14 protein-coding genes and 2 pseudogenes are annotated in these 22,331 nt (G+C 60.3%); 5 read left to right on the plus strand and 11 right to left on the minus strand.

Annotated elements, in window-relative coordinates:
* The first annotated feature begins 1,363 nt into the window (after positions 1 to 1,363).
* Positions 1,364 to 2,128, plus strand: coding sequence for a Crp/Fnr family transcriptional regulator (locus JZY08_RS20755; protein WP_112585946.1), 765 nt, complete (start codon positions 1,364 to 1,366; stop codon positions 2,126 to 2,128).
* Positions 2,129 to 2,366: 238 nt separating this feature from the next.
* On the opposite strand, the gene JZY08_RS20760 is transcribed toward JZY08_RS20755, so the two are convergent.
* The 3 genes and pseudogenes from JZY08_RS20760 to istA (JZY08_RS20770) all read right to left on the minus strand — a co-directional run bounded on the left by JZY08_RS20760 (position 2,367) and on the right by istA (JZY08_RS20770) (position 5,498).
* A complete protein-coding gene (locus JZY08_RS20760; protein ID WP_216331579.1) occupies positions 2,367 to 2,987 on the minus strand; it encodes a sigma factor-like helix-turn-helix DNA-binding protein in 621 nt (206 codons plus the stop codon).
* A 189-nt stretch (positions 2,988 to 3,176) separates the two neighbouring features.
* Positions 3,177 to 3,977: an IS21-like element helper ATPase IstB gene (istB, locus tag JZY08_RS20765; protein WP_025590956.1), complete on the minus strand. Its 801-nt coding sequence runs from the start codon at positions 3,975 to 3,977 to the stop codon at positions 3,177 to 3,179.
* A pseudogene (gene istA / locus JZY08_RS20770) lies at positions 3,967 to 5,498 on the minus strand (IS21 family transposase). The gene istB (JZY08_RS20765) and the pseudogene istA (JZY08_RS20770) overlap by 11 nt, the downstream one beginning before the upstream one ends.
* Positions 5,499 to 6,238: 740 nt before the next feature.
* On the opposite strand from istA (JZY08_RS20770), the gene istA (JZY08_RS20775) reads away from it, so the two are divergent.
* From istA (JZY08_RS20775) to JZY08_RS20790, 4 genes are all read left to right on the plus strand, one after another.
* Entirely contained in the window at positions 6,239 to 7,792 is a 1,554-nt protein-coding gene (gene istA, locus JZY08_RS20775) for an IS21 family transposase (RefSeq protein WP_111794918.1), read from the plus strand.
* 18 nt (positions 7,793 to 7,810) lie between these two features.
* Entirely contained in the window at positions 7,811 to 8,563 is a 753-nt protein-coding gene (istB, locus tag JZY08_RS20780; RefSeq protein WP_027677343.1) for an IS21-like element helper ATPase IstB, read from the plus strand.
* A 287-nt stretch (positions 8,564 to 8,850) separates the two neighbouring features.
* Positions 8,851 to 11,202, plus strand: a complete 2,352-nt coding sequence (locus JZY08_RS20785) for a phosphoketolase (protein WP_112585267.1) — start codon at positions 8,851 to 8,853, stop codon at positions 11,200 to 11,202.
* Positions 11,203 to 11,367: 165 nt separating this feature from the next.
* On the plus strand, positions 11,368 to 14,211 hold the full coding sequence (locus tag JZY08_RS20790) for a cation-translocating P-type ATPase (protein WP_112585269.1): 2,844 nt from the start codon (positions 11,368 to 11,370) through the stop codon (positions 14,209 to 14,211).
* 18 nt (positions 14,212 to 14,229) lie between these two features.
* Here the strand turns inward: JZY08_RS20790 and JZY08_RS20795 are convergent, their stop codons facing one another.
* From JZY08_RS20795 to adhP, 8 genes and pseudogenes are all read right to left on the minus strand, one after another.
* Positions 14,230 to 14,988 carry a universal stress protein gene (locus JZY08_RS20795; RefSeq protein WP_336620611.1) on the minus strand — a complete coding sequence of 253 codons (759 nt, stop codon included), beginning with the start codon at positions 14,986 to 14,988 and terminating at the stop codon, positions 14,230 to 14,232.
* Between the two features lie 120 nt (positions 14,989 to 15,108).
* Positions 15,109 to 15,468, minus strand: coding sequence for a hypothetical protein (locus JZY08_RS20800; RefSeq protein ID WP_077548366.1), 360 nt, complete (start codon positions 15,466 to 15,468; stop codon positions 15,109 to 15,111).
* Between the two features lie 122 nt (positions 15,469 to 15,590).
* The gene (gene arcC, locus JZY08_RS20805) at positions 15,591 to 16,496 is read right to left on the minus strand and encodes a carbamate kinase (RefSeq protein ID WP_112585273.1); all 906 of its coding nucleotides are present in this window, start codon (positions 16,494 to 16,496) and stop codon (positions 15,591 to 15,593) included.
* Position 16,497: 1 nt separating this feature from the next.
* Positions 16,498 to 17,499, minus strand: a complete 1,002-nt coding sequence (gene argF / locus JZY08_RS20810) for an ornithine carbamoyltransferase (protein WP_077548368.1) — start codon at positions 17,497 to 17,499, stop codon at positions 16,498 to 16,500.
* A 12-nt stretch (positions 17,500 to 17,511) separates the two neighbouring features.
* Positions 17,512 to 18,738, minus strand: a complete 1,227-nt coding sequence (arcA, locus tag JZY08_RS20815) for an arginine deiminase (RefSeq protein WP_077548369.1) — start codon at positions 18,736 to 18,738, stop codon at positions 17,512 to 17,514.
* 12 nt (positions 18,739 to 18,750) lie between these two features.
* A complete protein-coding gene (locus JZY08_RS20820; protein WP_077548370.1) occupies positions 18,751 to 20,181 on the minus strand; it encodes a YfcC family protein in 1,431 nt (476 codons plus the stop codon).
* 369 nt (positions 20,182 to 20,550) lie between these two features.
* Complete coding sequence (locus JZY08_RS20825) at positions 20,551 to 21,192, minus strand: CBS domain-containing protein (protein ID WP_216331580.1); 642 nt, start codon at positions 21,190 to 21,192, stop codon at positions 20,551 to 20,553.
* Between the two features lie 33 nt (positions 21,193 to 21,225).
* A pseudogene (adhP, locus tag JZY08_RS20830) lies at positions 21,226 to 22,271 on the minus strand (alcohol dehydrogenase AdhP).
* Positions 22,272 to 22,331 lie beyond the last annotated feature (60 nt).

Raw genomic sequence — 22,331 nt, forward strand, 5'->3', positions numbered from 1 at the left:
CCATTGGTCTGCCGCCTTGGAGCAGCATTCAGGCCATATGCGACGCTGAAACTCAAATTAAGCTGGAGGCAAGTCTTCGAACCCGCGGACCAACGTACCAATCGATCGAGCGCATGATCCGATCCGAACATCAATACCCTGCATTCGAAGGCGATTCCGCTCTGAGTCCGCGATAAAGCCGCATACGAGATGAGTAACCCCGCTTCCGACGATGAGGTCGTAGGTGGCCTCGGTGGTGCGTTGCGGGTTCCGCCGAAAATCACGCGCGCGAGTGGCGGGGTCGATCAGCAGCAGTCCCTCGGATTTCGCGAAGAAGGGGCTGAGCATGGTTCTCCTGCGCGTGCGCACGATGAGCACGCCGATGATGCGTTTTCGATCTGCCGGCACGGAGGCTATCGATGACATTTCCATCCCGCGGGAGGATTCTGTGACGATGAGAGAAGCATCATTTTGCCGCTCGCTCTTTAATCTCGATCAAGCATCGCGGGTAGCATTGGCGGCCAGCCCGTCATGTATTCGCGGTAGGGCTAACGAGGCACGCTATAGCGACGGATTCCAGTTGGCGTGTTGATCTGGATCAAAGCGGTCTTGCAAACAATGTAGTGAGATGCAAAAGTAGCTTTCTCGTCTCGTGTGCAGAAAACCAGTCCAGGTGCATGCGGAGCGAGGGTGCGCGACCTGTAAACCGCCGAGAATTCGATTTTATGCTTCGGTATCTGGCACTGCTGATTGTTAGTGTGATCGCTGTCCTCGCACAAGCCGGACCGTCGATGGCGCAAGTCGGTCAATCGACACCGAGCGTCTCGGAGAGGCATCAGGCTACCTCATTGCTAAAGGTCGCCATGTCGGACGACGACGATTGCGTCTCGGGTTCAGGTTGTTGTAGCGCCATATGCTCACCCTGTGTTGTATCCCTATCAGCGCAGTCCCACGGTTTCTCGCGCTTCCTACCCACGTCTTCGCGGACTTGGGTTTCGCGCCAGAATTGCTTGCGCTCGATCATCCTCGGCCGCGATCCGCCTATCCCCCGAAATCAGCTCATCTGAGGCCATCCAGGTCGATCGTCAGCCACGCCCGTCAGTCCGGCGTGAACGGCAACACGACCATAATGTGGCTTGCCGATCGCTTCGCGCTTATCGCGCCGAAGGCTCGGTCCATCAATGATCTATTGATTGGCTGCGCAAGCGTGGCCGCCGCAACGGGCCAGGAGCCCGGGAGGTGTAATGTGAGCTGGCATCAAGCGTCTTTATCAGGAGAGACATCCCGGTCGCTCCGTTGCGACCATTGGGAAACCGCTGAGAAGGCACGGAATGTACCACCCTTACCAAATTTCCCCATTACCGTGTCCCTCCAGAAGGCGGCCATGCAGGCCGACGAGGTGACCAAACGACGAGGACGTCACAAACAGGACAATGACAGTGAGGCGCGCACCGTTGCCTTGCCAGTCGACGCACACAGACTGATTCCCAACTACCGCAATGGCGACCGACGCGTCGAAGCCGGCCGGGATTTGTTCAGCATAGGATTCGACGGAAAGGCCATCTTCAACCTTCTCGACGGATGGGTAGCCATCTACACATTGCTGGAGGACGGCAGACGGCAGATTGTCCAATTCGCCCTGCCTGGCGCGGTTCTGGGTGTCCGTTCATCGAGGAGCGCGCCCGCAACCGTCGGTGCTCAAGCCCTGACCGACGTCGTGGTATCGGTCATTCCGACCCCTGTCCTGACGTCGCATTCGCGTGCAGACCCCGACATTACCATGCGCCTGGCGCGCTCACTTGCACACGACTGCAATCTGGCTTTCGATCATCTCACCAGCATAGGTCGGCGTTCAGCGCGCGAACGGGTCGCTCATCTGCTCCTTGAATTGTTCACACGTTACCGTGCACAATGGCCAGGACATCGCAGCGAGGAAATGGTGCTGCCGCTTACCCAGGAGCAAATCGGCGACGCCACCGGCTTGACCTTCGTTCACGTGAACCGTGTTCTCAGCGCGCTGCGCAAGGAAGGAATCGTCCAGTTCCACTACCGGCGTCTGCGAATAATCGATCCGGATCGTCTCATCGAAGTCGCAGGCGTCGATCCGGAAATCGCAATGGCCTGGCTTGAACGACAACCCTGGGGGTAGCGCTTCGCCAAAGGGATTTGGCGCGGCATATACTTCTTTCAGGAGCACTCGCCGGCCGTAGGCTGTCTTGTCCGCCACGGTGGCGTTCATCGATGGACTCCCGGATGAGATTCCAACCGAAGTGCGAACCAAGGCTCTGATCGAGTTTCCGCCGCTCGCCTATCAGGCGTGGTTCGGCAGCCGTGCAAATGCGTATCCAGCAACGGCGCGATTCTGAAATCGAGCCAGTCGAGTATCCTCAGCGAGATACATCTTCGTGAGCTTTGCGGATCTTCTCGGCTTTCTCGCAATGACAGTCGAGAAAACCATGGATCGGACAGGTGCGGCACATCTCCTCCAAACGCTTGCGTAGCGCTTGCCGCCCGCGGTGGAGTCGCACCGTGACATTGTTGAGCGAGGTGCCAAGGCTTGCTGCCAATCTGTCGCGAGGCTCGCCCAGGATATCAGCCCGCCAGACGATGTCCGAATACTCGGGTTTCAAGGTTGGAAGCAGACGATACAGACAATTGCAGACCGCTGCATCGAGTTCGGCGTCAACAGGTTCACTCTCGATCTCGGCGTCGTCGACAGGGGTTTCCCGACGCCGTCGCCTGCTCAAGTTCCGCTGATGGTCAACCAGGGTGGTGGCGAGGATGCGGCCCAGCCAGCCCCGAACGGTGCGGATATCTCTGAGTTGAGATGCGCGCTCCAGCGCCCGAAGGGAGAGGCGCTGCAGCACCTCCTCCGCATCGTCGCGATTCCTCAGGCGGCGCTGGAGGAAGACCAGCATTTCCTCTCTCGCCTCGACAAGCGCCCGCTGGACGGCAGCATCAAGAGGTTTCGCGGCATCGTCAGACTTATCGGAACGTTGCGTATCCATTCTCTTGCCTCCAGCTTCGGTCATCCTCCGCATTTTCCTGCTGCACGGGGGCAGCTCCCAAAATTCGCCTGATGTTGGACAGGCGCGGCTGATAAGTCTTTAACTCTAATCAAGTGTCATGGCTGTTGGTTTCCACGCGGAACTGAGCCGGTTTTTCCACCGAGAAGTGAGCCACCTCTGACTATGGTTTTATGATTGGGTTTTGGTCAAGGGATTGGCTTTTTCTCCTCTCTTGTTTGCTGCGGCTGCAGAACTGGCCTTGAAGCGGAAGCTGTCATTACCTGTTTCCAGGATATGGCAGCGATGGGTCAAACGATCGAGCAATGCCGTCGTCATCTTGGCGTCGCCGAAGACTGTTGCCCATTCGCTAAAGCTGAGGTTGGTGGTTATCACCACGCTGGTCCGCTCATAGAGCTTGCTCAACAGGTGGAAGAGCAGCGCTCCGCCTGAAGCGCTGAATGGAAGGTATCCGAGCTCATCAAGGATCAGCAGATCGAGGCGGACCAAGGTCTCAGCGATCTGGCCTGCCTTGCCTTTGGCCTTCTCCTGCTCAAGTGCGTTGACCAATTCGATGGTTGAGAAGAAGCGGACTTTTCGACGGTGATGTTCGATAGCCTGGATGCCAAGGGCCGTCGCCACGTGGGTTTTGCCTGTGCCCGGTCCGCCGACGAGCACGATATTCTGCGCTCCGTCAATGAACTCGCATCTGTGCAACTGGCGCACCGTCGCTTCGTTGATTTCGCTGGCGGCAAAGTCGTATCCAGAGATATCCTTGTAGGCCGGGAAGCGCGCAGCCTTCATATGATAGGCAATCGAGCGGACCTCGCGCTCAGCCATTTCGGCTTTCAGCAACTGGGACAGGATCGGTACGGCTGCATCAAAAGCTGGAGCACCTTGCTCGATCAAGTCTGTGACGGCTTGCGCCATGCCATACATCTTCAGGCTACGCAGCATGATGACGACGGCGGCGCTGGCAGGATCATGACGCATGGCGACCTCCCACAATCCGGACGCGCAAGCCATCGTAGCGTTCTACATTGGCCTTGGGTTCACGCACCAAGGTCAGTGCTTGTGGCGTATCGACGTCGGGACCGTCGGTCGTCTTGCCGTCGATCAGCATATGCAACAGGTTCAGCACATGCGTCTTGGTTGCTACGCCTTGATCCAGAGCCAGTTCCACGGCCCTGACGACAACCTGTTCGTCGTGATGAAGGACAAGAGCGAGGATGTCCGCCATTTCCCGATCGCCGCCGGGGCGGCGAAGCATCTGGTCCTGCAGTTGTCGAAAGGGCAGCGGCAATTCCACGAAGGGTGCGCCATTGCGCAGAGCACCGGGCTTGCGCTGGATGACGGCAAGGTAGTGCCGCCAGTCGTAAATCGTCCTCGGTGGCTTGTCGTGACTGCGCTCGATGACCCGCGCATGTTCGCAAAGAACGTTGCCCTCGGCTGCAACGACCAGTCGATCGGGATAGATCCGCAGGCTGACGGGCCGGTTCGCAAACGATGCAGGCACGCTGTAACGATTACGCTCGAAGGTGACCAGGCACGTTGGTGAGACTCGTTTGCCTTGCTCGACGAATCCGTCAAACATGGTAGGCAATTCCATCAATGCTGCTCGCTCATCAGCCCAGACATCCGCAATCGAACCGGGCAGGCTCCCGTGCGGTGTCTCCTGCCACAGGTCTTGGCAATGCTGTTCCAGCCAGAGGTTCAACGTTGCCAAATCCGGGAAGTCGGGCATCTGTTGCCATAGGCGGGGACGAGAATCCCGGACGTTCTTCTCGACCTGACCCTTTTCCCAACCCGCAGCGGGATTGCAGAACTCAGGCGCAAACACGTAGTGGTTCGTCATAGCGAGAAAGCGGATATTGACCTGCCGCTCCTTGCCGCGACCAACGCGATCGACTGCGGTGCGCATATTGTCGTAGATCCCTCGCGCAGGCATACCACCGAAGACCCGGAAGCCGTGCCAATGGGCATCGAACAACATCTCGTGTGTCTGGAGCAGATACGCCCGCAAGAGAAACGCCCGGCTGTGCGACAGTTTGATATGCGCAACCTGCAGCTTAACGCGCTCGCCGCCGATGACGGCATAGTCCTCACTCCAATCGAATTGGAATGCTTCGCCTGGGCGGAAAGACAGCGGAACGAATATGCCTCGGCCCGTCGTCTGCTGCTCACGTTGTCGATCCGCCCGCCAATCACGGGCGAAGGCCGCAACCCGGCCATAGGAACCGGTAAAGCCCACAGATACCAGATCGGCATGAAGCTGTTTCACCGTTCGGCGCTGCTTGCGTGACCTCCCGGCCTCGGTCTTTAGCCAGCCCGCCAGCTTGTCGGCAAAAGGATCAAGCTTGCTCGGTCGTTCCGGCACCGTGAACGTCGGTTCGATCGTGCCGCGCTCAAGTACTTCGCAATTGTGTTGCGCGACAGCCCCGTACGCCGGCTGATCTCCCGGATCGACTGCTTCTCGCGCAGCGCCATCCGACGGATGATGTTTAAAAGTCCCATGTGGATCACTCCGTTGCCCCCGTCGCTCGCAGCGTTGGGGGAAGGTTCACATGGCTCAGTTCTCAATGGAAATTATCTGCCTAACCGGCTCAGTTCCGCGTGGAAACCAACACTCCAAAAGACAAAAAACTACGTAGTGTCGGGATTTGACTAGTACCTAAAACTAGTCATCAACCGTTGACGATTCTGTCATCAGTCGATGACAACTCCATCGGCCGGAGCGTGTCAACGAATTTTTGTCAAAAGCAAAGAGCCAAAAGCATATGGCAAGGCGCTCAGAGGCAGTTCACCGCGATAGTTCTTGGGTCCATAGGAGAAGATTAAGGTCCCGTGCCTGGGCTCAGATCTGGTTGGATCTCTTACGGCGACCGCGCTGACTCCATCGGTGCGGTTCCGGGAGACTCGCGTCTCTCGCATTCGGACACGCTAGCGTCGTTGGTGTCCTGGAAGCTCCGCGCAGGAGGAGTGGCTGTTCGCGAACGAACGCGAGTAGACTACCTTCATCGTTTCACGCGCGCCTCGTTAACTTGCCGGTTGTCATCAATCTGCGGGTTTCGGTAATTCGCGGACAGGGATTCCATTAAATCCCGGACAGCGATTTCACTAAATCCGGGACAGCATTTCCGCTAATTCCCGGACAGCGATTCCGGTAAATCCCGGACAGTCTTTCGGCATAAAGATCGACTTTCGCACGCGCCGTTTTGCCATTCTGGACCTCGATTTGAACGAGGGGCTGATGAATGGCGAGACGGAAGCAGGTGAGACTTACTGACGTGAAGGACATTCGATCGATATTGCGACTGACGCACGAACAGGGGCTTTCGGTTCGTGCGATATCGGAACGGCTGAAGATCAGCAAAACGACCATTTCGACCTACCTGCTGCGGGCGCGTGAGGCCGGGCTGACGGGCTGGCCGTTACCGCCTGGGCTGGACGATGATGGCATTCTGCAGCGCCGCCTGTTCCATCGTCGCGGCCGTCCGCCCCAGGACATGCACGAACCCGACTGGGGCAAGATCGCCAGTGAATTGAAGCGGAAGGGCGTGACACTGACGCTGTTGTGGCAGGAATATCGCGAACGGCACCCCAACGGTTACGGATACACGTGGTTCTGCGAGCGGTTTGCCGCTTTCGAGCAGCGCGCCAGCGCCACCTTCCGCAATCGCCACACTGCCGGCGCGGCGATGCAGACCGACTACGCCGGCCAAACCGTCCCGGTGATCGATCCGGCGACAGGCGAAATCCGGCTGGCGCAGATCTTCGTCGCGGTTCTGCCAGCCTCCTTGTACACCTTCGCCTATGCAAGCTTCACTCAACGGTTGCCGGACTGGATCGAGGGTCAGCAGCGGGCGCTGGGTTTCTTCGGTGGCGTGACGAAAGCCATCGTCTGCGACAACCTCAAGGCCGGCGTTGCCAAGCCCTTGTGGTTCGAGCCGACCATCAACGCCACTTTTGCGGCATTCGCCGAGCATTACGACACGACGATCCTGCCGACCCGTCCGAAACGGCCGAAGGACAAGGCCAAGGTCGAAGGCAGCGTTCTCATCGTCGAGCGCTGGATCCTGGCGCGGCTGAGAAACGACCGTTTCTTCAGCCTTGTCGATCTCAACGTGCGGATCAGCCAGCTTCTCGACGATCTCAATAGCCGGCCGATGCGCCGGGTTGGCAAATCCCGCCGGCAGCTCTTCGAGGAGATCGAGCAAGACGCGCTTGCGCCCTTGCCGGCAACGCCATTCGAATATTCCGAATGGAAGTCGGCAAAGGTTCATCCCGACTACCATGTCGAGGTCGACAAGGCCTTCTATTCCGTGCCGCACCGCCTGATCGGCCGCCAGGTCGATGTCCGGCTTACAAGCCGGATCGTCGAGATCCTCCATGATCACCAACGTGTCGCCAGCCACCGCCGGACGTCGCAGCGGGGCGGTCATGTCACCGTCAACGAGCATATGCCGAAGACACATCAGCATTATGCCAACACGACGCCTGCGAGCCTCATCAAGCAAGCTGCAAAGATTGGCCGCAACGCTGCAATCCTGATCGAGCGGCTGATGCGCGATAGACCTCATCCTCAGCAGGGATACCGCGCCGCTCAAGGCGTTCTATCGCTCGCGCGCCGGTACGGCCCCGAGCGTCTGGAAGCGGCGTGCGATCGGGCACTGACGATCAATGCGCTCAGCTATTCCTCCGTCAGCACCATCCTCAAATCCGGTCTCGATCAGGCCCCGCCTGGTGCTGAGCCAGTCAAGCCCACCCCGGTGCATGGCAACATCCGCGGCAGCTCCTATTACCAGTGAAGAAAGGAAGATACTCACATGCTCACACATCCAACCCTCGACCAGATGCATGCGCTCGGCCTATCCGGCATGGCGGCAGCATATCGCGACCTGGCCAATCAACCTGAGGGCAGCGATCTCAACCGCGATGAATGGCTCGGCCTGATGCTTGATCGGGAGATGGCCGTGCGCGGCGACAAGCGACTGACCAACCGGCTTGCAATCGCCAAACTGCGTTTCCCCGATGCTTGCATCGAGAACATCGACTTCGCCGCCCCTCGCGGCCTCGACCGCCGACAGCTCCTCTCGCTTGCCCAAGGCGAATGGCTCAAGGCCCATGAGCACTTGATCCTGACCGGACAAACGGGAACGGGCAAAACATGGCTCGCCTGCGCCATCGGACGGCAAGCGGCCCGCCTCGATTATTCCGTTCTCTATGTCCGCATGCCCCGTCTCTTCGAGGATTTGGCGCTAGCGCGCCTCGACGGGCGGTTTCCCCGATTGGTCGACAAGCTCGCGCGTGTTCAATTACTCATCCTTGATGACTGGGGAACCCACGCGCTCAGCGATCAGCAGCGGCTCGATCTCCTGGAAATCTTCGAAGAGCGCTACCGCCGGAAATCCACTCTGATCACCGCCCAGCTTCCCGTCGCGCAGTGGCACGAGATGATCGGCGAACCAACGATCGCTGACGCCATCCTCGATCGTATCGTCCATAACGCCCATCGAATTGCGCTCGAAGGAGACAGCATGAGGAAGCAAAAACCAAGACCGCTCTTGACCGAAGCGTAAAACGCCGAAATCAATAACCAATGACATCAACCAGGCGAACGAAAGTCGATCCCGCGAGACTGTCCGCGATTTAGTGAAACGACTGTCCGGGATTTACCGGAATCGATGTCCCGTTAATCCGAAATCCGCAATCAATCGTTGACTGTCATGACTGGGAAATGTAGCTTGCAGAATCGGGGCCGCCGCCGCCGCATTGGTCGTCGCGTTTGCACAAATTGCCCCTCGGTTTTTCTTGGGGGCGTGTCCTTTCGTGACCCCTAACCTATGATTAAGGCGAGGAGAAACTTATGGCATTCGATGCCGGGAATTTGTTGCTGGTCGATCGCTACTGGCGTGCGGCAAACTATTTATCCGTTGGCCAGATCTATCTGATGGACAATCCATTGCTCCGCGAACCCCTGAAGCCGGAGCACGTCAAACCGCGCCTGCTTGGCCATTGGGGCACGACGCCGGGCCTGAACTTCATCTATGCGCACTTGAACAGGATCATTACCGATCGCGATGCCGATATCCTCTATATCTGCGGACCCGGCCATGGCGGCCCCGGCATGGTCGCCAACACCTGGCTGGAAGGCGTCTATTCAGAGACCTATCCCGAGATCGGCGAGGACGAAGCCGGGATGAAGCGGCTGTTCAAGCAGTTCTCATTTCCGGGCGGCGTCCCCAGCCATGTCGCGCCCGAGACGCCGGGCTCGATCCATGAGGGCGGCGAGCTGGGCTACGCGCTGGTGCACGCTTTCGGCGCCGCCTTCGACAATCCGGGCTTGGTCGTGGCTTGCGTGGTCGGCGACGGCGAGGCGGAGACCGGGCCGCTCGCGGCCGCGTGGCATTCGAACAAGTTCATCAACCCCGCCCGCGACGGCGCGGTTCTGCCGATCCTGCATCTCAACGGCTACAAGATCGCCAACCCCACCGTGCTGGCCCGCCTGTCCGACGAGGAACTGCGGCATCTCTTCGTCGGCTACGGCTACGAGCCGTTCTTCGTCGAGGGCAGCGAGCCGGCCGACATGCACCGGCAGATGGCGGCGACCCTCAACACGGTCTTCGACCGGCTGGCGGCGATCCGCGAGAAGGCCGCGTCGTCCACTGAGCGGCCGCGCTGGCCCATGATCGTGCTCCGGAGCCCGAAGGGCTGGACCGGTCCGAAGGTGGTGGACGGCAAGATGGTCGAGAACCACTGGCGCTCCCACCAGGTGCCGGTCGCGAACTGCCGCGAGGATGACGGCCACCGCGCGATCCTCGAAGAGTGGCTGCGCAGCTACGATCCCGGCGACCTTTTTGATGCCGACGGTGCGCTGAAGCCCGAGCTGAAGGCGCTGGCGCCGACAGGCACGCGCCGCATGGGCGCCAACCCGCACGCCAATGGCGGCCTCCTGCGCAAGGAATTGCACACACCCGATTTCCGCAGCTATGCCGTCGCGGTGGAGCGCCCCGGCGCGACGGAGGCGCAGGCGACGAAGGTTCTCGGCGACTATCTGCGCGACGTGCTGCGGCTGAACGAGGCCGAACGGAATTTCCGCGTGTTCGGGCCTGACGAGACGGCGTCCAACCGCTTGGGTAGCGTGTTCGAGGCGACGGACCGGGTCTGGATGGCGCAAACGCTCGAAAGCGACGATCATCTGTCACCCGACGGGCGGGTGATGGAGGTGCTGTCCGAGCATCTCTGCCAGGGCTGGCTCGAAGGCTATCTGCTCACCGGTCGGCACGGCTTCTTCTCCTGCTACGAAGCCTTCATCCACATCGTCGATTCCATGTTCAACCAGCACGCCAAATGGCTGAAGACCTCGCGGGAGCTGGAATGGCGCAAGCCGATCTCCTCGTTGAATTATTTGCTCACCTCCCATGTCTGGCGGCAGGACCATAACGGCTTTTCCCATCAGGACCCCGGCTTCGTCGACCTCGTCGCCAACAAGAGCGCGGACATCGTGCGCGTCTACCTGCCCCCGGACGCCAACACGCTGCTGTGGGTCGGCGACCACTGCCTGAAGACCTGGGACCGCGTGAACGTCATCGTCGCCGGCAAGCAGCTGGCGCCGCAATGGCTGAGCATGGCGGAGGCCGAGAAGCACTGCGAGGCGGGCCTCGGCATCTGGGACTGGGCCGGCACCGAGGACGGACTGGAGCCGGATATCGTGATGGCCTGCGCCGGCGACGTGCCGACCATGGAGACGCTGGCCGCCGTCGACCTTTTGCGGCAGTCCCTGCCGCATCTGCGCATCCGCGTCGTCAATGTCGTGGACCTGATGGCCCTGCAATCGCCGCAGCATCACCCGCACGGACTGTCGGACGAGGCGTTCGACCGCATCTTCACGCGCGACCGGCCCGTCGTCTTCGCCTATCACGGCTATCCCTACCTCATCCATCGGCTGGTCTACAAACGCGCCAACCATCCGAATTTCCACGTACGCGGCTTCATCGAGGAGGGCACGACGACGACGCCCTTCGACATGGCCGTTCTCAACGAACTGGACCGTTTCCATCTCGCCATCGAGGCCGTCGAGCGCCTGCCGGTCCTGAAGGACAAGGGCGCGGAGATCACCGCGGCACTGTACGAAAAGCTCGTCCTCCACAAGGCCTTTGTCCGCGAGCATGGCGAGGACATGCCCGAGATTCGAGATTGGACGTGGCCTCATCCCTGAATCCCTCAGGACGCCGGGGAATGTTCGGGCAAGTGGACTTCGAAAAACTTGCGGAGCGGTATTCCGCCTGACTTTTCACGCGCCTTTGGCTGCTCTCCCAATCGCCGCCGGGCTTATCCTCGGCCATTCGTGGGATGCTCACAGATCGCTGGAAAGGAATGCCGGATGAAGGGCGATGCAAATCCAGTTGGAGCCGTAATCCCGGCGCCGACCGACTATTCGCAAAATGCTGCTGCGCATGTCGTAGACGTTCTTGCCAGCCATGCCGAGCGCGGTCTGACGAAAGCGGAAGCCGCGCGGCGGCTTGCGGAATATGGCCACAACCGATTGCGGGCAGCCAAGGCGATCCCGGTCTGGCGACGCGTGCTCGCGCAATTTCAGGATCCACTGGTCTATCTGCTGCTCGGAGCGATTATCATAGCGTTGGCGGCCTGGGTCATAGAAGGCCGCCACGGCTGGCCGATCGATGCGGTCGTCATCGCCATGGTGGTTCTGGCCAATGCCATCCTCGGCTTTGTGCAGGACGCCAAGGCGGCTAATGCCGTCGCCGCGCTGGCGCGGATGACAGCCGCGAACACCTCCGTTCTGCGCGACGGCGAGCGAATCCGCATTCCCAGCGCGGATCTCGTGCCAGGCGACATCATGCTGCTCGAGGAAGGAGACGCCGTCGGCGCCGATGGTCGGTTAATCAGCGCCGCAAGCCTTAGAATTCAGGAAGCCTCGCTGACCGGCGAAAGCGAGGCTGTCCTCAAGGATGCGGCCATGCTGCGTAAGCCTGCGCCGCTGGCCGAGCGGTTCTGCATGGTGTTCAAAGGCACGGCGGTCGTACAGGGAACCGCACGCGCCATCGTCACGGCGACAGGGATGCGGACCGAGATCGGCGCGATCGCTCAAATGCTCGACGCCAGTAAGGAAGATATCAGCCCCTTGCAGAAGGAAGTCGCGAGAGTTGGCCGCGCGCTCGGCGCTGCGGTGATCGCGATCGCTCTCATTGTCGTTGCGACTGTGCTGCTCGTCTCCGACATCGATGGCCCATCGGACGTCATTTCCGTTCTGCTGATGGGGGTCTCGCTGGCGGTAGCAGCGGTCCCCGAAGGATTTCCCGCCATCCTGTCGCTGGTGCTTGCACTTGGCGTCCAACGCATGGCGACCCGCAAGGCGGTGGTCAAGGCGCTCTCGTCCGTGGAGACACTCGGTTCGGCTTCGATCATCTGCTCCGACAAAACCGGAACGCTGACGCGGTCGGAGATGACGATCGAGCGCATTATGACAGCATCGGGTGGCACCCGTGTCAGCGGTGTGGGCTATGCGCCTTTCGGCGATCTGAAGGTTGACGACGGTAAGGCTCCTAGCGCGGCCATGCGCGCCGAGCAGATCGTCGTCCTGAGCGGTGGCAGCCTGGCAGGCAATGCCGCTCTGAATCAAGGGCAGGCGGGAGTTTGGGAGATCCAGGGCGACCCGACCGAAGCCGCGTTCCTTGTCGCCGAGCGCAAGCTCGGCATCGACGAGCGCCGCAAGCGCCGCTTCGAACGCATCGCCGAGATCCCCTTCAGCTCGGACCGCAAGATGATGTCGACGGTCGAGCGCGACCATGAACATGGCGGCGCGCGTGTCCTGATTGCGAAAGGCGCGCCGGATGTTCTGATGACCCGTTGCACGCATGTGCGGGTCGGCATGGACGTGGTCCCCTTCGACGCCGTGCAGCGTGCGCGCGCCACCGCTGACGTCGACCGGTTGTCCGACGAGGCCCTGCGAACTCTCGCAGTCGCTTATCGTCCGATGGCCGACACCGAAGGCATCGAGCACGGCGAGGGTCTGGAGCATGATCTGATCTTCGTGGGGACCGTCGGGATCATCGATCCGCCCCGGAAGGAGGCGGCGGTCGCCATATCGCAGGCCCGGCGCGCCGGGATCCGCGTCATCATGATCACCGGCGACCATCCGCGCACCGCATCGCGCATAGCCGGGCTGCTGGGAATCGTCGATCATGGCGCGCGGGCACTGACGGGTGCCGAGCTCGACGCCATGGACGAGGCCGCCTTCGCTGCTGCAGTCCGCACGACTTCCGTCTATGCCCGCGTGGCGCCCGTGCACAAGCTGCGTATCGTCGATACCCTTCAGGCCGACGGCAATGTGGTGGCGATGACGGGGGACGGCGTCAACGACGCGCCCGCGCTGAAGGCCGCCGATATCGGCGTCGCCATGGGGATCACCGGAACCGAGGTGACGAAGGAGGCGGCGAGGATGATCCTGGCCGACGACAATTTCGCAACCATCGTCGAGGCTGTGCGTGAAGGACGCGGGATCTTCGACAATATCCGGAAATTCCTGCGCTACTTGCTATCGTCCAACATCGGAGAGGTGCTGACCGTCTTTCTCGGCGTCGTCGGAGCCGGCGTGATTGGATTGACCGACGTCGGGGGCGGGGGACTGGTGCTGCCTTTGCTGGCGACCCAGATCCTCTGGATCAATCTGATAACCGATTCCGGTCCTGCTCTTGCAATGGGGATCGACCCGCAGGACGACGGTGTCATGGCGCGTCCGCCCCGCAGACCCGACGAGCATGCGATCGATGCCCGGATGTGGCGAAGCGTTGCCGGAACCGGCCTGGTGATGGCGCTGGCGACGCTGCTGACGATCGACCTCTATCTGCCCGGCGGACTGATAGAAGGCTTGCAGAACCTGGAGCGGGCGCGCACAGCGGGGTTCACGGTGCTGGTGTTCGCTCAGCTGTTCAACTGCTTCAACGCCCGATCGGAATTCAAGAGCGCGTTCAGCCATCTGTTTTCCAACAAATGGCTTTGGGCGGCCGTCGGCCTGTCTGTGGTCCTACAGATCGCCGTCGTCAATCTGAGCTTCCTCAACACCGCCTTCGGAACGCTGCCACTGTCGCTGGATCAATGGTTGTTCTGTGTGGCGATGAGCAGCAGCGTTCTTTGGTTCAGCGAAATCCGCAAGTGGATCAGCCGCCGGTACCATCCGTCTGGCCCGAATGCCGTTACCGCCTGATTGATATGGCTTCTGGTTTCAGTTTTGCGCATGACTTGGAACTATCAGGATATCGCACTGAACTTCATGAAGAATTTGCCCTGCGACACTCTCCACAAACAAGTTCATGATGGCATGCCTCCCATCTGTCCCGGCCACGACCAGACCAATGTCGTTCTCATCGACGTAGACGGCCAGCTGGCGCGCAGGATCGCCCTCGAACGTGACGATTTGAATGTTGTGAACTCCATGGTCGTGCTTGAATTGCTCTGATAAGTTTCTGATCTGCTTGACGGCATCTTTCGATAATTGCCTACTGTAGGCTTCCTTGTCGCCAACCCAGTTTTTGAATGGGGGCTCAAACGCATGGAAAACAACGAGGCTTTCGGGTTGAAAGAACCTGACAGCCGTTTCGAACACTCCCGACGCTGCAGGCGACAGGTCGATTGCGGCGACAATACGGTCGCGTGTGTCGTCTGGCTTCTTTTTCACCACAAGCACAGGCAGTCCGCTCTCCCGTAGAAGTGACGTCGTCGTGCTCCCCAGCAACGACCGACCGTCAACTTCGTTTCGCGATATACCCGTGACAATCAGATCAGTCTTGTCCCATAAAGCTATTTCGTTAATCTCGACAATGGGACGACCTCGTCTCACGACGACCGCACTGTTGAGCCCCTCAATAGCCGAAAGCTCCTCACGCAGGAGGGTGGAGCTGTGCGCAACGGCGCGGGGAAGGGACTGCGTTTCCGGCTGTTCGAGAGCCCCATCGTCGCTTTCGATGACATGGATCACAGTCAGCCGGGCCTGTCACTGAAGAGCCAACTGAATGGCGCGAACCTGTGCCCGATCACATTGGGCCGAGAAATCCGTTGCGAAAATGATATGCTTCGGATGGCGGTGCTTCATAATCTTCCTCAGCTACAGTCCGCGAACAGCTCGCCCTTCACCATCAATCGGCTGGTGTGCAGGAATGGGAGCCTGCGCACCAGCACGAATGCGCGAAGGCCGGAAAGTCTTGCTCGGCCTGTCCTCGATCAAAACGAAACCCTCCGAGGCGTGCAGCCATTCCTCTATCATCAGTTCGACAACTTCGTCGCGCGAGAGGGCAAGAACGTCCGCCACGGCATCGACAGCCTTGGCGAGCTCATGATCGAACGTGACTTCGCCGGTGTTCCAGGCATGAGCGGCGGCAATGAACAAAGCGTCCCGCATTTCCCGCGGCACCACCAGCGCAACCGCCTGGTCCAATCCGATTACCGTTTGTCCAGTGTTCGACACCTTACTTCTCCTCGCGACCTATGCGTCAGCACCTGAGTTCAAACACCTTTTTATGAGCGACGGAGAACCTGCCAAAACCTCCCCTGAAAATTGGTTGGGCGCTTGTCTGAAAAACCCCTCGTCTACAGCTTGACCAATGTGCCCTGGCGCCCCTCGAGAATCCCACGCGCATCTTCAAGCCGGCCAATACCCGCGAGCCCGCCCGTGTTTGCAAAGGCGCACGCCGCCTCCACTTTTGGCCGCATGGATCCGGCAGCAAAAACACCGCTGTCCAATTCGGCGGGCGCAGCTTTCCTGATCGGTCGCGACACCGCTGTGCCCCAGCCCTGGTAGACGGCATCAACGTCGGTGAGCATCAGGAAAGCGTCAGCGCCGAGCGCATTGGCGAGCAACCCGGCCGCTCTGTCCTTGTCTATGACGGCCTCAAGGCCATGAAGCATGCCATTCTCGTCACGCGCCACGGGGATGCCGCCGCCGCCGGCGCAGATGACCGTGACGCCGGCGTCCACGAGCAGCCGGATCGTCTCGATCTGAGTGATGCGCGCGGGTAGCGGGGAGGGCACGACCCGCCGCCATCGTCCTTGCGCTTCCTCCACCATCGGCCAGCCATGCGCCTTCTTCGCCTTGGCCGCCTCTTCCTGATTATAGACCGGCCCTATCGGTTTTTCCGGCCCTGCGAAGGCTGGATCGTCCCGGTTCACCTCGATCTGGGTCAGCAGTGTCGCGATCCTCGATCCCGCAGGCATGGCATTGGTCAACTCCTGCTCGACGAGATAGCCTATCATGCCGACGCTTTCCGCCCCGAGAATATCGAGAGGATAAGGATCGACATCCGCAAATGCCGCCGCCTGGAGCGCCAGAAGTCCGACCTGTGGCCCGTTTCCGTGCGCGACGATAATATCGTGATCTCGCGCCAGATCCGCGAGCGCGATCGCCGCCTTGTGAACATTTGCGCGTTGGACGTCGGCGGTCATCGGCTCGCCGCGCTTGAGCAGCGCGTTGCCTCCCAGTGCTACCACTATCCTCATGTCAGGACCCCAGCGTGGCGACAAGCAAGGCCTTGATCGTGTGCATCCGGTTTTCGGCCTGGTCGAAGACGATGGAGGCTTCCGATTCAAAGACCTCTTCGGTCACTTCCATGCTGTCGATGCCATATTGCCGGAAGATCTTCTCGCCGATCTCGGTCTCGCGATTGTGGAAGGCGGGCAGGCAGTGCATGAACTTCGCATGCGGATTGCCAGTCGTCGCCATGATCTCGGCGGTGACGCGATAGGGCGTGAGCAGTTCGATGCGCTCTTTCCAGACCGAATCCGGTTCGCCCATGGACACCCAGACATCGGTATAGACGAAATCGCAGCCGTTGACGGCTTCGGCAGGGTCTTCGGTGAGGGTGATCTTCGCACCTGTCCTGGCTGCGATCTCCCGGCACGACAGCACCAGATCGTCCTCGGGCCAGCAGGCCTTTGGCGCGCCAAGGCGCACATCCATGCCGATCTGCGCCGCACCCGCCAGCAGCGAGTTGCCCATGTTGTTTCCTGCATCACCAAGGAAGGCAAAACTGATCTGCGACAGGTGTTTGCGTGTATATTCCCGCATGGTCAGGAAATCAGCGAGAATCTGCGTTGGGTGAAACTCGTCGGTCAGTCCATTATAAACCGGTACGCCGGCATAGGCCGCCAGCGTTTCGGCCTGTTCCTGCCCGAAGCCGCGATACTCGATGCCGTCATACATGCGGCCGAGGACCCGTGCAGTGTCCTTCATCGATTCCTTCTTGCCGATCTGAGTGCCGGTCGGGCCAAGATAGGTGACATGGGCGCCCTGGTCATAAGCGGCCACCTCGAAGCCTGTTCGGGTACGCGTCGAATCCTTCTCGAAGATCAACGCGATGTTCTTGCCTTTTAGGCGCTGCTCCTCGTAACCGCCATATTTCGCCTGCTTGAGCGAGGCTGACAGCTTGAGCAGGAACCGGATTTCATCGGGCGTGAAGTCGAGCAGTTTCAGGACGCTGCGACCTTTCAGGTTAACGGGCATGACAAACCTCCTTCAAACTGGATCGCGGACGAGCGGGCAAGTCATGCAATGACCGCCGCCACGCCCCCGGCCGAGCTCGGCACCCGGTACGGTGATCACTTCGACGCCCGCCTTGCGTAGTTGCGTGTTGGTATAGGTGTTGCGGTCGTAGGCGACGACGACGCCGGGTTCGAGTGCTACGACGTTGTTGCCGTCATCCCATTGCTCGCGCTCGGCCACATAAGCGTCGCCACCCGTCTCGACCACGCGCAACTGTTTCAGTCCCAGCACCTCGGCGGCGACCTCGACGAGTGGTCGCTCCTCCTTGCGCACATCGATCTTGCCTTCGCTCTCTCCCGGGCGAATGGAGTAGGGCTCAATCTTGTGCGCCACGTCTGCAAAGAGCGTCACGAGATCCCGGTCGCAGAAGCTGAAAACAGTATCGAGGTGCATGGACGCTCGCTCGATCGGCAGTTTGCAGGCGATCACTCTTTCCGCCCCACCCTGCGCGAACAGGGAGCGCGCAAGCTGACCGACCGCCTGCGGTGTGGTGCGCTCGCCCATGCCGACGAGAACGGTTCCCTTGCCGACTGGCATGACGTCGCCGCCTTCCAGCGTGGCGAGGCCGTGGTCCTTGTCGGGATCCCCCCACCATACCGGGAAGCCGGCATCGCAGAAATCCGGATGGTAGCGGTAGATGGCAGCGATGTTGACGGTTTCGAGCTTGCGCGCGTTCCAGCGCATCGGATTGAGCGTGACGCCACCATAAATCCAGCAGGTCGTGTCGCGCGTGAACAGGTGATTGGGCAGCGGCGGCAGGATGAAGTCCTCCGGACGCAAGGTCTCCGAGAGCAGGCCGCCGCTCTTGATCGGCAACTCCGCCTTACTCAGGCCGCCCATCAGGATCAGGGAAAGAGCGTCAGCCTCGATCGCCATCAGATGCGCCCTCAGATCGTCGGCGAAACCAACGCCTACGGTGTCGTCCGTGACGCGTCGTTCAAGGAGCCATCGGCGCGCCTCCGGGATCTGCAGCGTCTCCGCCAGCATCTCCCGAAGGAACACCACTTCGACACCGCGATGACGCATGGCGTCGACAAAGGTCAGGTGCTCGACCCGGGCCTGCTTGACCCAGATGACGTCGTCAAAAAGCAATTCATGGCAATTGGAAGGGGTCAGGCGGGCCAGTGCTGCGCCAGGCCGGTGGACCAGAACACGTCGAAGCTTTCCGACCTCCGAGTGAACGCCATAGGTGAGGGTCATTGGAAATCTCCTTTATGCAATGACGGTGGCGACGCTGAGGCTCGCCATGATGATGACGGTGAGGATCACCAGCAGGGGCCACATGAAGCGCAACCACCGCTCGTAGGGCACGCGGCCGATGGCGAGCGCTCCCATGACGACCGCGAAGGTGGGGTTGATGAGATTCACCACGCCGTTTGCCGACTGATAGGCGGTCACGACGTGGTCACGGCCGACACCGGCAAAATCTGCGACCGGCGCCATGATCGGCATGGACAGAACCGCAAGACCGGATGACGACGGCACGAAGAACGACATCAGCACCTGAAGCCAGTACATCACGTTGATGAAGGCGACCTTGCCCAGGCCCGCGACCGCCCCTTCTGCCCAGTGCAGGATCGTATCGGTGATCTTGCCGGCATCCATGATGACGACGATGCCGCGCGCCAGGCCGATGATCAGGGCGACACCGAGAAGGTCACGAGCTCCATTGACGAAAGCATCCGTGAAATTCTTCTCACCCGTTCGGGCTATGAGGCCGACCACAATGGCGGACGCGAGGAACAGGCCACTCATTTCGCCCATCCACCAGCCGCCCTTGAGCACTCCCCACACCATCACGACAAAGGTGAGAGCGAAGAGGGCAAGCACCAGCTTGTGGGTCGTGGTGAACTCGGCTCCATCATGATGCGTGCTGAGGAAATGTCTCTCGTTGTCAGCCTTCATGTCGTAGACCAGCGATCTGGTGGGATCGAGCCGAACCCTTTCCGCATAGCGCATCACATAAGCAACGCAGGCGAGCCAGCTGAGGCCAAGGATGACGATACGCAGCACGAGCCCTTGGGTGAACGGCACGCCGGCAGCATCCGAAGCGATGACAGTGGCGAACGCATTGACGGTCGAGCCGAGAACGCCGACGCCCGCACCCAGCAGGATGATGGCAACGGCAGTTACTGCGTCATAGCGCGCCGCGATCATGATCGGGATCAGAAGCATATAGAAGGCGAGCGTTTCCTCGGCCATGCCGTAGGTGGTGCCGCCGAAGGCGAACAATGCCATCAGGAATGGGATCATCCATTTCTCACGGCCCTTCAGACCTCTCATGGCCCGCTCGATGCCCGCATTGATCGCGCCGGTGGCGGTCACGACCCCGATGAACCCGCCGATCACCAAGACGAACAGAGCGACGTCGATGGCGTTTGCCGTGCCGGCCGCGGGATCGTAGAACCCGCGGATCGGCGCCATGAAGACCTCAACGATTCCCTGGGGCGCCGAATCTGTGATAGCATATGTTCCCGCAACGGGAACCTCTTTGTTCAAGGCAGCGTTCTGGACGCGCGTATACTGACCGGCTGGAACGATCCATGTCAGCGCCGCGACCAGAATGATCAGGCCGAACAGGATGGTGAAGGCTGTCGGAAACCGGAAGCTGCCTTCCTTGGATGCGTCTGTATCAATGCTCATTTACCCCCTCCAGGGAAATACCGAAATCTGCAATGAATTTCGCGCGCTCCGCTGCAAGTATCGTCATGCAACGAGAGGCATCATCGCGCTTTGACGGCTGGCGATGAGACAATTGGCCAATTATTAGGCTGATTGATCGCAGGGAGTCAACAGCTGATGACCATCAACATCGATTTGGTGCGATCTTGCCTTTCTGCTGGGAGCCCCTGGTGCGTTTAGTGAAAGCTTTCGCCGGCCAATCCAGTAGAACAGACCCTGCGGGTGTGTTCGGGCACGCCTCGTTTTCTTGAGATATTTCTTAGTCGGTGCGGATTACCGCGCGCCGGTTTCCAGGTGTGGGTAAACAACGACCTCGGCACCTCAGGCCGCTTACTGGGAAAAACTCGCACCCGGAATTCCCTCCACGACGCATTGCACAGCGCGCAGTTGAAGCTCCGTCAAGTCCGCTCTCACAACCGTCACCGTTCCCTCACTGACATCGACCTGAAGTAGATCAGGGCCGAAGCCGAGGTCGTTGCGGATGCGCGCCGACGCTGCAACCCTGATGCCTTCATCTCCCCGCGCAATCTGTTCGATTCCGGAAAAGGATGTCGCCTTGAGGAGATCGCGGCGGCTGACGATACCCACAACCGCACCATCCGAGATCACGGGAAGCCGTTTGACGTTGAAGGTGAGCATCGCTTGCGCCACCTTGATCAACGGCGTGCCGGGTTCCACGGTCCTGACCTTGGCTGTCATGACGTCGCCGACGCGCCAGCTGTTGGAATGAATGTAGTTTGCGAGATCCTGCTCATCGGTCATCGGTTGGTCCTGCCGGTCGAGCAAGGCCGTTCCGATCTCCCTGCGGGACATCAGATCGCCCTCGGTAATGATCCCGACAAGGTTGCCATCACTGTCCGTCACCGGCAGACCGCTGACACCTCGCTCCAGCATCCGGGAAATGGCATGACGCACGTGAGCATCAACACTGATCGTGGCAACATCGCGCGTCATGATGTCAGACGTAATCATACTCACCTCCTTTAGGCCCGGCACCGAGTGCGGTCAGGCCGTCATCGCCGCCATGTCAAGAACCATCCTGCCCTCGATCCGGCCGGCCTTCAGGTCATCGAATATCCGGTTGATGTCGTCGAGGGCGCAGCGGTGACATGCGCCTTGACCTTGCCCTCGGCAAAAAAGGCGATGGCCTCGTCGAGATCCTGGCGCGTGCCGACGATTGAGCCACGCACCGTTATCCGCTTCAAGACGACGTCGAAGATAGGGGTCGCGAATTCACCGGGGGGCAATCCCACCAGGGCGACCGTACCTTTTCGCCGAACGAGTTGGGGTGCCTGCGAGAACGCTGGCGGCGATACGGCTGTGACGAGCACGCCATGCGCTCCGCCGCCTGTTGTTTCAAGGGCTTCGGCGACCGCGTCGGATGACCGCGCGTCGAGAGCCAGATCAGCACCCGTTTGCTTGGCCAAAGCGAGCTTTCCAGGCGACACGTCGAGCGCAACGACCTTCAACCCCATGGCTTTCGCATACTGGATCGCAACCTGTCCCAGTCCGCCGATGCCCGAGATCGCCACCCACTGGCCGGGGCGCACTTCGGTTTCCTTGAGGCCCTTGTATGTCGTGACCCCGGCGCACAGAATGGGCGCGACCGCTTTAAAATCAACGTTGTCAGGCAGTCTTGCTGCGAACGCGGCGTTGGCGATCGCGTATTCCGCGAAGCCTCCATCGCAGCTGTAGCCGGTATTGTGCTGATGCTCGCAAAGCGTCTCCCAGCCCGTTTCGCAGTGTTCGCAACGCATACACGCATCGTGGAGCCAGGCGATGCCGACGGCATCGCCGATCTCAAAATCCGTGACGCCCGGGCCGATGGCAGCAACCGTGCCGGCGACTTCGTGGCCGGGAATGAAGGGCGGCGATGGCTTGACCGGCCAGTCGCCGGAAGCAGCATGCAGGTCCGTATGGCAGACGCCGCACGCCATGACCTTAACCAGCAGTTCCCCGGGGCCCGGCACTGGAATCGGGACGCTTACGATGGTCGTCGGTTTCCCAAATTCATGAACGACCGCAGCTTTCATCAGTTCTTGCATGGTCATTATCTCCTGATCCGGATTTATAGTTGTTACCCTTCGATCGAGCGGTTTGGTCCGTTGCAC

This window comes from Rhizobium sp. X9 (genome assembly GCF_018873185.1).
GTDB classification, from domain to species: Bacteria; Pseudomonadota; Alphaproteobacteria; order Rhizobiales; family Rhizobiaceae; genus Agrobacterium; species Agrobacterium oryzihabitans.

What these genes read in the sequence shown, in the direction of transcription:
- argF (WP_077548368.1), bottom strand. Translation starts at nt 17,499, where the DNA reads ATGCCCGTTAACCTGAAAGGTCGCAGCGTCCTGAAACTGCTCGACTTC.
- JZY08_RS20755 (WP_112585946.1), top strand. Translation starts at nt 1,364, where the DNA reads ATGCAGGCCGACGAGGTGACCAAACGACGAGGACGTCACAAACAGGAC.
- JZY08_RS20790 (WP_112585269.1), top strand. Translation starts at nt 11,368, where the DNA reads ATGAAGGGCGATGCAAATCCAGTTGGAGCCGTAATCCCGGCGCCGACC.
- istA (WP_111794918.1), top strand. Translation starts at nt 6,239, where the DNA reads ATGGCGAGACGGAAGCAGGTGAGACTTACTGACGTGAAGGACATTCGA.
- JZY08_RS20760 (WP_216331579.1), bottom strand. Translation starts at nt 2,987, where the DNA reads ATGGATACGCAACGTTCCGATAAGTCTGACGATGCCGCGAAACCTCTT.
- JZY08_RS20785 (WP_112585267.1), top strand. Translation starts at nt 8,851, where the DNA reads ATGGCATTCGATGCCGGGAATTTGTTGCTGGTCGATCGCTACTGGCGT.
- arcA (WP_077548369.1), bottom strand. Translation starts at nt 18,738, where the DNA reads ATGACCCTCACCTATGGCGTTCACTCGGAGGTCGGAAAGCTTCGACGT.
- JZY08_RS20820 (WP_077548370.1), bottom strand. Translation starts at nt 20,181, where the DNA reads ATGAGCATTGATACAGACGCATCCAAGGAAGGCAGCTTCCGGTTTCCG.
- JZY08_RS20825 (WP_216331580.1), bottom strand. Translation starts at nt 21,192, where the DNA reads ATGATTACGTCTGACATCATGACGCGCGATGTTGCCACGATCAGTGTT.
- istB (WP_025590956.1), bottom strand. Translation starts at nt 3,977, where the DNA reads ATGCGTCATGATCCTGCCAGCGCCGCCGTCGTCATCATGCTGCGTAGC.
- istB (WP_027677343.1), top strand. Translation starts at nt 7,811, where the DNA reads ATGCTCACACATCCAACCCTCGACCAGATGCATGCGCTCGGCCTATCC.
- arcC (WP_112585273.1), bottom strand. Translation starts at nt 16,496, where the DNA reads ATGAGGATAGTGGTAGCACTGGGAGGCAACGCGCTGCTCAAGCGCGGC.